Annotated in this window: 12 protein-coding genes, 1 tRNA gene and 1 pseudogene; 11 read left to right on the top strand and 3 right to left on the bottom strand. The window is 21.6% G+C overall.

What is annotated here, in order from left to right; translation table 11 throughout:
* On the top strand, positions 1 to 1,074 hold a 1,074-nt coding region (locus GJT99_RS00660), incomplete at its 5' end, for a DNA gyrase C-terminal beta-propeller domain-containing protein (protein ID WP_281352069.1).
* A 42-nt stretch (positions 1,075 to 1,116) separates the two neighbouring features.
* On the opposite strand, the gene metK is transcribed toward GJT99_RS00660, so the two are convergent.
* On the bottom strand, positions 1,117 to 2,274 hold the full coding sequence (gene metK / locus GJT99_RS00655) for a methionine adenosyltransferase (RefSeq protein WP_168893805.1): 1,158 nt from the start codon (positions 2,272 to 2,274) through the stop codon (positions 1,117 to 1,119).
* Between the two features lie 195 nt (positions 2,275 to 2,469).
* Between metK and tkt the strand changes: the two genes are divergently transcribed.
* From tkt to GJT99_RS00635, 4 genes are all read left to right on the top strand, one after another.
* The gene (gene tkt, locus GJT99_RS00650; protein WP_168893804.1) at positions 2,470 to 4,479 is read left to right on the top strand and encodes a transketolase; all 2,010 of its coding nucleotides are present in this window, start codon (positions 2,470 to 2,472) and stop codon (positions 4,477 to 4,479) included.
* 35 nt (positions 4,480 to 4,514) lie between these two features.
* Positions 4,515 to 5,675, top strand: coding sequence for a phosphoglycerate kinase (locus GJT99_RS00645; RefSeq protein ID WP_168893803.1), 1,161 nt, complete (start codon positions 4,515 to 4,517; stop codon positions 5,673 to 5,675).
* 61 nt (positions 5,676 to 5,736) lie between these two features.
* Positions 5,737 to 6,816, top strand: a complete 1,080-nt coding sequence (gene fbaA / locus GJT99_RS00640; RefSeq protein WP_168893802.1) for a class II fructose-bisphosphate aldolase — start codon at positions 5,737 to 5,739, stop codon at positions 6,814 to 6,816.
* Positions 6,817 to 6,879: 63 nt separating this feature from the next.
* A complete protein-coding gene (locus GJT99_RS00635) occupies positions 6,880 to 7,713 on the top strand; it encodes a mechanosensitive ion channel domain-containing protein (RefSeq protein ID WP_168893801.1) in 834 nt (277 codons plus the stop codon).
* 59 nt (positions 7,714 to 7,772) lie between these two features.
* On the opposite strand, the gene GJT99_RS00630 is transcribed toward GJT99_RS00635, so the two are convergent.
* A tRNA-Asp gene (locus GJT99_RS00630) sits at positions 7,773 to 7,846 on the bottom strand.
* 47 nt (positions 7,847 to 7,893) lie between these two features.
* Complete coding sequence (dnaQ, locus tag GJT99_RS00625) at positions 7,894 to 8,625, bottom strand: DNA polymerase III subunit epsilon (RefSeq protein ID WP_168893800.1); 732 nt, start codon at positions 8,623 to 8,625, stop codon at positions 7,894 to 7,896.
* 38 nt (positions 8,626 to 8,663) lie between these two features.
* Between dnaQ and rnhA the strand changes: the two genes are divergently transcribed.
* The 6 genes and pseudogenes from rnhA to hisH all read left to right on the top strand — a co-directional run bounded on the left by rnhA (position 8,664) and on the right by hisH (position 14,210).
* Complete coding sequence (gene rnhA / locus GJT99_RS00620; RefSeq protein WP_168893799.1) at positions 8,664 to 9,134, top strand: ribonuclease HI; 471 nt, start codon at positions 8,664 to 8,666, stop codon at positions 9,132 to 9,134.
* A gap of 100 nt (positions 9,135 to 9,234) precedes the next feature.
* Entirely contained in the window at positions 9,235 to 10,134 is a 900-nt protein-coding gene (gene hisG, locus GJT99_RS00615; RefSeq protein WP_168893798.1) for an ATP phosphoribosyltransferase, read from the top strand.
* Positions 10,135 to 10,139: 5 nt separating this feature from the next.
* Positions 10,140 to 11,450 (top strand): annotated as a pseudogene (hisD, locus tag GJT99_RS02255) (histidinol dehydrogenase); the annotation flags it as partial.
* Positions 11,424 to 12,533 carry a histidinol-phosphate transaminase gene (gene hisC / locus GJT99_RS02250; protein WP_246208913.1) on the top strand — a complete coding sequence of 370 codons (1,110 nt, stop codon included), beginning with the start codon at positions 11,424 to 11,426 and terminating at the stop codon, positions 12,531 to 12,533. The pseudogene hisD and the gene hisC, both read left to right, overlap by 27 nt.
* A gap of 22 nt (positions 12,534 to 12,555) precedes the next feature.
* On the top strand, positions 12,556 to 13,623 hold the full coding sequence (gene hisB, locus GJT99_RS00600; RefSeq protein ID WP_168893797.1) for a bifunctional histidinol-phosphatase/imidazoleglycerol-phosphate dehydratase HisB: 1,068 nt from the start codon (positions 12,556 to 12,558) through the stop codon (positions 13,621 to 13,623).
* Positions 13,620 to 14,210: an imidazole glycerol phosphate synthase subunit HisH gene (gene hisH / locus GJT99_RS00595; RefSeq protein ID WP_168893796.1), complete on the top strand. Its 591-nt coding sequence runs from the start codon at positions 13,620 to 13,622 to the stop codon at positions 14,208 to 14,210. The genes hisB and hisH overlap by 4 nt, the downstream gene beginning before the upstream one ends.
* The last annotated feature ends 5 nt before the right edge of the window (positions 14,211 to 14,215 follow it).

Raw genomic sequence — 14,215 nt, 5'->3', positions numbered from 1 at the left:
GTTAAAATTATCAACAATTATAGATACTTAATGAAAGTAATATATAATGAGCTAATGATCATCAAAAAAGAATTTGGAGATAATAGAAAAACTGAAATTATTTTAGAAAATAAAACACCTATTATAAATACAAAAGATTTAATTAAACATGAAAAAGTTATTATTACTTTATCTTATCAGGGATATATAAAATATCAAAAAATTGATGAATATCATTTACAACATAGAGGAGGTAAAGGAAAATTAACAACAAAATTAAAAGAAAATGATTTTATTTATAAAATTTTAATAGCTTATACTCATGATAATATTTTATTATTTTCTAATATAGGTAAATTATATTGGTTAAAGGTATATAATATACCTAAATTTAGTAGATTTTCTCAAGGGAAACCTATTATTAATTTACTTCCTTTAAAAAAAAATGAAAAAATTACTAGTTTACTTATTAGGAATAAATATAAAGATAATTCTAATTTAATTATGGTAACTAAAAAAGGAATAATAAAAAAAACTAATTTAAAAAAATTTAATCGTTCAAGACGTAAAGGTATTATTGCAATTAAATTAAAAAAAAATGATATTTTAATTGGAGTATCTATTATAGATATAAAAGATAAAATCATGTTATTTACTTCACAAGGGAAAGTTGTAAAATTTTGTGAAACAGAAGTCAGATCTATGGGAAGAAATACAATGGGAGTAAAAGGAATTAATATTTTAAAACAAAAAAATGATTTTGTTGTTTCATTAACTATTATTAAACCTTATTTTAAAGGTAATATTTTTACTATAACAGAAAATGGATACGGAAAATGTACAAATAACAAATTATTTCCTACAAGATCTAGATATACTAAAGGAATTTTGTCTATGATAATTAATAAAAGAAATGGATTATTAGTAGGATCTTTAAAAGTAAAACAAAATAATCAAGTTGTTATAATAACTAATATGGGAACATTAATACGTATTAATATATCTGAAATTTGTGTTATTGGACGTAATACCAAAGGTGTTATTATAATTAAAACTAAATTTAATGAAAAAGTGATAGGATTACAAAAAATTTAAATTATAAAATATCATATTAATGAGTATTAAATAAAATTTAATTTATTTAATATTAAAAAAATTTTTAAATTCATCTATTTTATTTGTTTTTTCCCATGTAAAAATATTTCTTCCAAAATGTCCATATGATGCAGTTTTTTTATATATAGGTTGTAAAAGATTTAGCATTTTAATTAAGTTAAAAGGTCGTAAATCAAAATTATTTTTTATAAATAACATAATATTTTTATCAGAAATTTTACTAGTTCCAAAAGTATTTACCATAATTGAAATGGGTTTAGCAATACCAATAATATATGCAATTTGTATTTCACAACGTGTGGCTAAATTTGAAGCAACCACGTTTTTTGCTATATAACGTGCAGCATATGCAGCAGATCTGTCTACTTTTGAGGGATCTTTACCTGAAAAAGCACCTCCTCCATGTCTAGCCATACCACCATAAGTATCTACAATAATTTTTCTTCCAGTTAATCCACAATCTCCAAAAGGACCTCCTATAATAAAACGGCCAGAAGGATTAATAAAAAATTTAGTTTGTTTATTAATCCATTTTTTTGGTAATACTGGTTTAATAATTTCTTCCATAACAGCTTCTGTTAATTCTTTAGAAGATATTTCTTTAGAAATCTGTGTAGATATAACAACAGAATCTATATTAATAATTTTATGATTTTTATACTTAAATGTAATTTGGCTTTTAGCATCTGGTTCTAACCATGATAAAATATTTTTTTTTCTAACTTGTGCTTGTTGATACATTAATTTATGTGCATAAATAATAGGTGCTGGCATAAATACATCAGTTTCATTAGTAGCATATCCAAATACAAATCCTTGATCACCTGCTCCTTGATTATATTTATCTAAATTAGATGTAATTCCTTGATTAATATCATCTGATTGTTTACTTATAATGTTTAATACTGTGCATGTATTAGCATTAAATCCTATTTCAGAACTATTATATCCAATTTCTTTTATGGTTTTTCTTGTTATTTTTTCTATGTTTATATTAGCTTTAGTAGTTATTTCTCCTCCGATTAATACCATATTATTTTTGATATAAGTTTCACATGCTACACGAGATTCAATATCTTGTTTTATTATATTATCTAATATTGCATCAGAAATTTGATCTGCAATTTTATCTGGATGACCTTCTGATACAGATTCTGAAGTAAATAAATATTCTGTCATTAATATTATTTCCTATAAATATACTTGATACTTTTAGTATATATTTTTTTTTAAAAAATGCATATAAAATTAAAATTTTTAATAAATTAATAATTTTAAAATTATAATAAATAGATTTTAAAACATTTTACGTATATATTTCTTTATATAAAGAATTTTTTATAAAATATTTTTAAATTTAGGAAAAAATATATTATGAATTCTAGAAAAGATATAGTTAATGCTATTAGATTTTTAAGTATAGATTCTATAGAAAATGCTAATTCAGGACATCCTGGTGCTTCAATGGGTATGGCTGATATAGCAGAAGTACTTTGGCGTAAATTTTTAAATCATAATCCTAATAATCCTATGTGGATAAATCGTGATAGATTTATATTATCTAATGGACATTGTGTAATGTTGTTATATAGTTTATTACATTTAACTGGATATAATTTATCTATTTCTGATCTAAAAAAATTTCGTACATTATATTCTAAAACACCAGGACATCCAGAATTTAAATGTACTCCAGGTGTTGAAACTAGTACAGGTCCTTTAGGACAAGGATTAGCTAATGCTGTAGGTATGGCTATAGCAGAAAAAACATTATCTGCACAATTTAATAAATTATATTTTAATATTATTAATCATTATACTTATGTTTTTGTAGGTGATGGATGTTTAATGGAAGGTATTTCACATGAAGTTTGTTCTTTAGCCGGAACATTAAAATTAAAAAAATTAATAGTATTTTATGATAATAATAAAATATCTATAGATGGAAATATTAAAGGATGGTTTAATGATGATACTCAAAAAAGATTTGAATCCTATGGCTGGAATGTTATATCTAATATAGATGGTCATAATTCAGAACAGATAGAAATAGCTATTAAAAAAGCTAAATCACATATAAACAATAAACCATCATTATTAATCTGTAATACAATTATAGCTTTTGGTTCCCCTAATAAAGCAAATAAAAATATTTCACATGGCTCACCTCTAGGTGAGAAAGAAGTTTTATTAACAAAGAAAAAATTAAAATGGTACTTTGAACCTTTTAAAATTCCTTCACATATATATAAAGCATGGGATGCTAAAAAAATAGGTTATATAAAAGAACAAAAATGGATAAATATGTTCAAAAATTATTGTTATAAATTTCCAATTTTAGCAAAAGAATTTAAAAGAAGAATCAATAATATTCTTCCTTATAACTGGAATAGTGAAACAAATAAATTTATTTTAGAATTAAATAATAGCAATTTAAATATTTCTACAAGACAAGCATCACAATCTATTTTACAAAAATATTCAACATTATTACCTGAATTATTAGGTGGTTCTGCAGATTTATCTCATAGTAATTTAACTATTGTAAATAATTATAAACCAATTAATAAATTTAAAAATGGTAATTATATTCATTACGGAGTAAGAGAATTTGGTATGACTGCCATTTCTAATGGTATTTCTATATATAATGGATTTATCACTTATACAGCTACTTTTTTAGTTTTTTCAGATTATTGTCGTAATGCTATAAGAATGGCTGCGTTGATGAAAATTAAAAATATAATGATTTATACTCATGATTCTATAGGTTTAGGAGAAGATGGACCAACACATCAACCAGTAGAACAATTATCTAGTTTAAGATTAATACCAAATATAAATATTTGGCGTCCATGTGATAAAATTGAAACAGCTATAGCTTGGAAAATAGGTATTGAAAATAGAGAAAAACCAACTATTTTGATTTTATCAAGACAAATATTACCTACACAGCAAAGAAATAAAAAAATTATATCATATATTTCATATGGAGGATATATTTTGAAAGATTGTATAGATGAAAATCCCCAAATTATATTAATAGCTACTGGTTCAGAAATATTATTAGCTATTGAAATATATAAAAAATTATCTCTTTTAAAGTATAAAGTTAGAGTTGTATCTATGCCTTCTACTGATATATTTGATAAACAAAGTAAAGAATATAAAAATTATATATTACCTAGCCATGTAAAATATAAAGTAGCTATTGAAGCAGGATCTAAAGATTTTTGGTATAAATATGTTGGTTTAACTGGTATTGTTATTGGTATGAATAGTTTTGGATATTCTGCTTCTGGAGAAAAATTATTTGAAAAATTTGGTTTTACTGTTGAAAATATTTTGTTAAAAATAAAAAAAAAATTTAAATTATATAATTAATTATTTTTTAACCAAAAATAGGATAAAATTACTTTATGTTAAGTATTTTAAATTTAAATATTAAAAATAAAATAATCTTTATTAGATCTGATTTAAATGTACCAATTGATTTAAATGGAAATATAATATCAGATATAAGAATAAAATTATCATTACCTACTATTAAATATGCTTTAAATAAAGGTTGTAAAATTATTATAGCATCTCATCTAGGTAACCCTATTGAAGGAAAATTTAATAAACTTTTATCTCTTAAAAAAATAAGTATATATTTAGCAAAAGTTTTAAATCATAAAGTTATTTTAAAAAAAAATTACTTAAATGGTTTAAAATTTAAAAATAATGAAATTTTTCTTTTAGAAAATATTCGTTTTAACATTGGTGAAAAAGATAATAATGCAATATTAGCAGAAAAATATGCATCTTTATGTGATATATTTGTGATGGATGCATTTGCAACTTCTCATCGTATTCATGCTTCTACTTATGGTATTATTAAATTTGCTAAACAATCTTGTGCTGGTATTTTATTAATAAATGAAATAAAAAATTTAACGAGATTTTTAAAAAATCCTTTAAAACCAATAATTTCTATTATTGGTGGTTCCAAAATATCTACTAAATTTAATATTTTAAAAAAATTATCTGAATTATCAGATAAAGTTATTGTAGGTGGAGGTATAGCTAATACATTAATTGCATTAAATAATAATATTGGTAATTCATTATATGAACCTAATGCAATTTTATTAGCTCAAGAAATTATACAAAAATATAAAAATATTATTATTCCGATTGATTGTATTGTTAGTACAACTATTTCAAATGATTCTTTAATAAAAGAAAAAAAAATTAATAATATTTTAAAAAATGAAAAGATTCTTGATATAGGTCATAAAACTATAAATATAATTCAAAATGAAATTAAAAAAGCTAAAACCATTTTATGGAATGGACCAGTTGGAGTATTTGAATTTAAAAATTTTAGAAAAGGTACTGAAAGTATTATTAATGCTATTGTTAATAATAATATTTTTTCTATTGTGGGAGGAGGAGATACATTAGCTGCATTAGAATTATTTAATGTATGTAATAAAATCTCTTATATTTCCACAGGAGGAGGTGCTTTTTTAAAATATATAGAAAAAAATAAATTACCTGTTATATCTCTATTAAAAAATATTTCACAAAATTAAATTTTTATAATTAAAATTATAAAATATCTAATAAAAAATTATTAAATATAAAGTGTATATTATGTCTAAAATTTTAAATTATGTAAAACCTGGTATAGTAGTTGGTCATGATGTACAAACTATCTTTAAAATAGCTAAAGAAAATAATTTTGCTATACCAGCTATTAATTGTATAGGTACTGATTCTATCAATATAGTATTAGAAACTGCAGTAAAAATGAAATCTCCAGTAATTATTCAATTTTCAAATGAAGGAGCTGCTTTTATTGCAGGTAAGGGATTACAAATTATTAATCCTAGATTAGCTTCTATAGTAGGTGCTATATCTGGTGCAAAACATGTTCATAATATTGCACAATATTATGGAATACCAGTTATTTTACATACTGATCATTGTCCAAAAAATAAATTGTTTTGGATTAATGATTTATTATATGAAAATGAAAAATATTATCTAAAACATAAAAAATCTTTATTTTCATCACATATGATAGATTTATCAAAAGAATCTATTAAAGATAATATTAAAATATGTAGTTCTTATCTAAAAAGAATGTCAAAAATGAAAATGACATTAGAAATAGAATTAGGATGTACAGGTGGAGAAGAAGATGGTATTGATAATAGTAATTTAAATAAAAAATTATTATATACTGATCCTAATGATGTAAATTATGCATATGAAAAATTAAAATTAATTAGTTCACAATTTATTATTGCTGCCTCTTTTGGTAATGTACATGGAGTATATCAAACAGGAAATGTACAATTATTACCTAAAATTTTAAAAAATTCACAAAAATTTATTAGTAAAAAGCATCATCTTCATAAAAATCCTATAAATTTTGTATTTCATGGAGGTTCTGGATCTTCAATAACTGAAATTCAAAAAGCAATAAAGTATGGTGTTGTTAAAATGAATATTGATACAGATACCCAATGGGCTACATGGAAAGGTATATTAAATTTTTATAAAAAATATAGGTTTTATTTACAAAAACAGTTAGGTAATCCTGAAGGTTTAAACAAACCAAATAAAAAATATTATGATCCTAGATCATGGATTAGAGCATCACAAATTTCTATGAAAAAACGATTAGAAAGAACATTTAAAGAATTAAATGCAATTAATATATTATAAAAAATAAATTATTTAAATTATAAAAAACAATACAAATTATTTTATACAATGGATTATTAAAATATGAATAATTTTATCAGTGTATTAGATTTTATAAAAATGTGGATATTTAGAAATAGAATTTTTATTTTATATCAATGCGAACATTTTGTTTTAGCAGGTATGATTTTATTTTTTGGGTTATGGAGTGTGAAATTTAGTACTCAAACTATAAGAAATGTTTTTAAAAAAAGGAATATAGATCCAATTACCATTGGATTTTTTACAAATGTTTTTAAATATAGTTTTATTGTTTTTGTTATAGTTAGTGCTCTAAGTAGTATTGGATTACAAACATCATCAATTTTTGCTGCATTTGGAACTATAGGATTAGTAATAGGTTTAGCATGGCAAAGTGCGTTAGCAAATTTAGCTTCAGGATTATTAATTATTACTTTTCGTATTTTTAAAGTAGGAGATTATATTAATTTAGGTAATGTTACTGGTAAAATAACTAATGTTGAAATTTTTTGTACTCTTTTAAAAACATTTGATGGTAGTATTATTTCTGTACCTAATGGTAAAATTTTAACAGAAAATATAGTAAATTTTTCTAAATCAAGTGAATATCGTAATAAAATTACTTTAAGTCTTTCAAGAGAATTAATACAACATGACATTAATATAATTAAAAAAATTTTATTAGATACTGTATCATTAAATGATCAAATAATAAAAAATTCTATTGTTAATGTTGTTCTCGATGGAATTACTAATAATTCTATTAATTTCAGTGTTTTTTTTTGGATTAATGATTTTATAAATAAAAAAGAAATTTGTTCAGATTTAATAAATATTATTAAAAATAATTTAGAATCATATAACAAATCTTGTGTTTTATGGATTAATAATGATTAATATAACACTAATACATACCATACCACCTATCATATTTTTATTCTAATTTTTTAAAAACACGGTGCGAACGGGAGTTGAACCCGCGACCCCCGGCGTGACAAGCCGGTATTCTAACCAACTGAACTATCGCACCATATATTTTATTATAATAAAATATATTATTATTATCAACAATTTTTTTTATTTCCATAAAACAAAACCACATTTTTTTTTAATTAAATTTAATTTTAAATTATGTAATTTTAACTCTTTATTGGAAGCCTTTATAATAATTAAAGGATTTTTTTTTTTTTTTAAAATATTTTTTAAATTATTAATATTAATAATATTATTTTTTTTTTTAAATAATTTTAATTTAAATTTATTTTGCTTAGTAGTCATAGATAAAAAAACATATGCTAAAAGTTTTGCATCTAATAAAGCACCATGTAAATTACGTTTACTTTTATCTATATTAAATCTTGAACATAAAGAATTTAGTGAATTTCTTTTTCCAGGAAATATATTTCTAGCTATTTTTAATGTATCTGTAATTGTACAAATATTTTCAATTTTAGGTAAATTATTTTTTAATAATGAAAGTTCATAATTTAAAAAATTAATATCAAATTGAGCATTATGAATAATAAGTTCTGATCCTTTAATATAATTTAAAAAATTATATACAATTTTAGCAAAAATTGGTTTTTTAGATAAAAATTTATTAGAAATTCCATGAATATTAAATGCTTCTTTACTTATTATTTGTTGAGGATTTATATATTCATGAAAATAATTTTTAGTAATATTACGATTAATTATTTCTATCATTCCTATTTCTATAATACGATGTCCTATATAGTAGGGAGGTGATAAATTCATCCCAGTTGTTTCTGTATCTAAAACTACTTGACGTATATTTGTTTTTTTCATATTTGTTATATAAATAATATTAATTTCAATAAAAAAAAATGTATAAAAATATAAAAATTTTTACAGATGGTTCTTGTATATATAATCCAGGTCCAGGAGGATGCGCTGCTATTTTACAATATCACAAACATGAAAAAATTTTAACTAAAAGTTTTTTTTTAACTACTAATAATAGAATGGAATTAATGGCTTCTATTATTGCATTAGAATCTTTAAAAAAAAAATGTAGTATTTTACTTATCACTGATAGTAAATATTTAAAAAAAGGAATTACAAAATGGATATATAATTGGAAAAAATCTAATTGGAAACGTAATAACAAACAAAAAGTAAAAAATATTGATTTATGGCGAAGATTAGAATTATCTTTAATCAATCATAAAATTTTATGGAAATGGATTAAAAGTCATTCATCTAATATTATGAATAATAAATGTGATAAATTAGCTCGTATTTCAGCTAAAAATCCCATAGAAGAAGATTTAGGATATATAAAAAATAAAAAATAGTTGTTATTTTTATACAACTTCTTTAAGTTTAAAGAAACTAATTCATTTATGAAATTACATTTATGTTTTACATTTAAATATTATAATAAAGGTATATAGTATGTTAGATAACAATCGTTTACGCATAGCTATGCAAAAATCTGGTCGTTTAAGTGATGAAACTAATAAACTTTTTAAAAGTTGTGGTCTTAAAATTAATCTACAAGAACAACGGTTAATAGCTTTTGCAAAAAATATGCCGATTGATATCTTAAAAGTACGTGATGATGATATTCCTGGTTTAATAATGGAAGGTGTTGTTGATTTAGGTATTATAGGTCAAAATGTCTTAGAAGAAGAAGTATTAAATAGATTATCTAAAGGTTATAATGCTAAATATATCATATTACGTAAATTAAATTTTGGTATATGTAGATTATCAATAGCAATACCTGTAAATAGAAAGTATTTAGGATTAAAATCTTTACAAAATAATTGTATTGCTACATCTTATCCTAATTTGTTAAAAAAATATCTTGATCAGCATCATATTAAATTTAAATCTTGTATGTTAAATGGTTCAGTAGAATTAGCACCTAGAGTAGGTTTATCTGATGCTATTTGTGATTTAGTTTCTACAGGAGTTACATTAGAAGCTAATGGAGTTAAAGAAGTAGAGGTGATATATAATTCTCAAGCATGTTTAGTACAACGTTATGATAAAATATCATATTTTAAACAACAATTAATAAATAAATTATTGACTAGAATTAAAGGAATAATACAAGCAAAAGAATCAAAATATATTACCTTTCATATTGCAAGTAAAAAATTAAAAAAAGTATTTTTATTATTACCATATATACAAAATCCAACTATTTCACCATTAATTGGTGAAACAAAAAAAATTTCATTACATATGGTATGTAATGAAGTATTATTTTGGGAAAGAATAGAAAAATTAAAGTTATTAGGAGCTAGTTCTATTTTAGTTCTGCCTATCGAAAAAATTATGGAGTAATAAAAATGAATATTATTAATGATATTATTTATTGGAATAAATGTAATAAAGATCGCAAAAAGAAAATATTATCTCGACCAATATTTTTTATAGATCAAAAAATTAAAAATGATGTAAAAAATATTTTAGAACAAGTTATTGAAAATGGTGATAATGCCTTAAAAAAATATAGTTTATTATTTGATAAAACTAAAATTAATAATTTACAAATTAATAAAGAAAAAATATTTAACTCAAAATTTTATATAAATAAAAATATAAAAGATGCAATTAAAAATGCATATAATAATATTTATAAATTTCATAAATATCAAATTATAAAAAAAAAAATAATTGAAATTATACCTGGAGTATTTTGTAGCCAAATTTTTCGTCCTATATCTAAAATAGGATTTTATATTCCGGGAGGAACATCTTCACTATTTTCTACAGTATTAATGTTAGGAATCCCAGCACAGATAGCATTATGTCCTAATATTATTTTATGTTCTCCTGCACCAATTTCTAATGAAATTTTATTTGCTGCTAACTTATGTAATATACAAAATATATTCCAAATAGGAGGTGCACATGCTATAGCAGCTATGGCTTATGGGACAAAATCTATTAATAAAGTAGATAAAATTTTTGGTCCTGGAAATATTTATGTCACGGAAGCTAAAACACAAGTTAGTAATAACACTACTCTTTTAAATAATCTATCTATAGATATGCCTGCTGGTCCATCAGAATTAATGATTATTGCAGATGAAACAGCAAATTATAATTTTATTATAGCAGATTTATTATCACAAGCAGAACATGGTATTAATTCACAAGTATTGTTAATAACTTTTCAAGAAAAAATTGGAAAATTAGTAAAACAAAATCTTTTTAAACAATTAGAAAAATTACCTAGAAAAGATATCATATTAAAATCTCTTAATAAGAGTTATATTATAATAGTTAATAATCTTAATGAATGTATTGATATAATAAATACATATGCACCTGAACATCTTATTATTCAATGTAAAAATTATAAAAATATTTTATCTAAGATTATTAATGCAGGTGCTATTTTTTTAGGTAATTGGACTCCTGAATCAGTAGGAGATTATGCTTCTGGAACTAATCATGTTTTACCTACTTATGGTTATGCTTCAACTTATTCTTGTTTAAGTATTTCTGATTTTCAAAAAAGAATATCTGTACAAAAATTAACTAAAAATGGTTTATTAAACATTTCTTCTACAGTAGAAATTATGGCAAAAACAGAAAGTTTATTAGGTCATAAGAATTCTATTACAATAAGAAAAAATTTTATAAATCAACAAAAGAGAAAAATTAAAAATATTAATCAAATAGTTAGAAAAAATATTTTAAATTTAACTCCATATCAATCAGCAAGGTTATTATATAAAAATAATATTAATAATAAAATATTATTAAATGCAAATGAATCTCCTATTATTTCATTATTTTCTACTAATAATAAAATATTAAATAGGTATCCTGAACAACAACCTAAGAAATTACTTAATGTTTATAGTAAATATATTAATTTAAATAATGAAAATATTTTAATTACTAGAGGAGCAGATGAAGGTATAGATATAATTATGAGAACATTTTGTGATCCAGAATATGATAAAATTTTATTTTGTCCTCCAACATATGATATGTATCGTGTTACTGCTAATATATTAAATATTAAATATTTAATAATTTTTAGTATAAAAGATACTTGGGAAATAAATTTTAAAAAAATTAAAAGAAATCTTAAAAATATTAAAATTATTTATTTTTGTAATCCTAATAATCCTACAGGAAATATTTTAAATAAAAATAATATAATAGAATTATTAAAATTAACAAAAAATAAAATAATGATTGTTATCGATGAAGCATATATTGAATTCTGTATAGATCAGACTATGATTAGTTTAATTAATAAATATGAAAATTTAATTATATTAAGAACTCTATCTAAAGCGTTTGGATTAGCAGGTTTACGTTGTGGTTTTATATTAGCAAATCAATACATTATAAATATATTACTTAAAGTAATAGCACCATATCCAATATCTATTCCAGTTTTAGATATTGCCATTCAAGCTTTAAATATAAAAAATTTAATTATTATGAATAATAATGTTAAAACAATAATAAATAATAAAAAATGGCTAATAGATAAATTAAGTAATTGTAATTGTATAAAAAAAATATTTACTAGTACCACAAACTTTGTTTTAATAAAATTTCATAATTCAGATATTGTTTTAGATATTTTAAATAAAAATAATATAATTGTACGAAATCAAAATCATGAAAAAACATTAAATAATTGTTTAAGAATTACAATAGGAACCTTTGATGAATGTAAAAAATTATTTTTTACATTACAAAAAATATCTTGATTAATTATATAAGAAATAATTTATGCTTAAAAAAATACTTTTTATAGATAGAGATGGTACTTTAATATCTGAACCTAAAAATAATTTTCAAATTGATCATATTAATAAATTATTTTTTGAAAAAAATGTTATTCTTGTATTATCAGAATTAAAAAAATTTTCTTATTCATTTGTAATGATCACAAACCAAGATGGATTAGGTACTAATTTTTTTCCATATGAATCTTTTAATATCCCTCATAATTTTATGATTAATATATTTAAATCACAAAACATAAAATTTGAAAATATTTTTATTTGTCCTCATTTTTCCTATGAAAAATGTATATGTAGAAAACCAAACATAACAATGTTAAAACAATATTTAAATCATTATTTAGATAAAAAAAATAGTTATGTAATAGGAGATCGTTTAACTGATATACAATTAGCAAATAATATTGGTATTAAAGGTATTTTATATAATAAAAAAAAATGTAATTGGCTAAATATTTTAGCTCAATTAACACCAATAAAAAGATATGCTATAATAAAAAAAATAACAAAAGAAACTACAATATGTGTAGAGTTATTTTTAGATATAATTGGGAAAAGTAATATTGATACTGGAATCAATTTTTTAAATCATATGTTAGAACAAATACCAATACATGGTGGTTTTATTTTAAACATTTATAGTAATGGAGATTTATATATTGATGATCATCATACAATAGAAGATATTGCGATAACTCTAGGAAAGGCTTTTTCTAAAGCTCTTGGTAATAAAAAAGGTATTCATAGATTTGGTTTTTTATTACCTATGGATGATGCATTAGCACAATGTTCATTAGATTTGTCTGGAAGACCATATTTAAAATATGATGTACAATTTAAATATCAAAAAATTGGAGATTTAAGTACTGAAATGATTAAACATTTTTTTTATTCATTATCATATTCTATGTTGTGTAATATACATTTAAAAGTAACAGGAGAAAATGATCATCATAAAATAGAAAGTTTATTTAAAGCGTTTGCTTGTTGTTTAAAACAAGCAATAAAAATTGAACATAATATTATTCCTAGTTCAAAAGGAGTTTTAAATTGAAAATTATTATTATAGACACATCTTGTGGTAATTTTTATTCTTTAAAATCTACTATAAAAAAATTAGGATTTAATGCTCAAATTTCGAATAATAAAAATTTAATTTTAAATGCTGATAAAATTTTTTTACCAGGAGTAGGTTCTGCTAGATCAATAATAAAAAAATTAAAAAAAGATAATTTAATTAAATTCATCCAAAATTGTAAAATAGATATTTTAGGAATATGTTTAGGAATGCAAATATTAGGTAAATATAGTGAAGAAAATGAGGGTATTTCAACATTAGGAATTATGGATTATTCTGTTAATTTAATGCACAATACATATATGCCTATCCCTCATATGGGATGGAATAAAGTAAATAATATTATTAAATCACCATTATTTAATAATATTAACAATAACTCCTATTTTTATTTTTCACATAGTTATAATATATGTATGAATAATTATACAATAGCTACAACTACTTATGAAAAAATTTTTAGTTCTGTTATTCAAAAAAAAAATTTTTTTGGAGTACAATTTCATCCAGAAAGATCAGGAATTAATGGTATACAATTAATTAAAAACTTTTTAAAAATGTGAAATTA

Source organism: Enterobacteriaceae endosymbiont of Donacia cincticornis (genome assembly GCF_012568845.1).
Classification (GTDB): Bacteria; Pseudomonadota; Gammaproteobacteria; order Enterobacterales; family Enterobacteriaceae.
The sequence above is the reverse complement of the archived record's forward strand: the minus strand, read 5'-3'. Positions and strand labels throughout refer to the sequence as shown.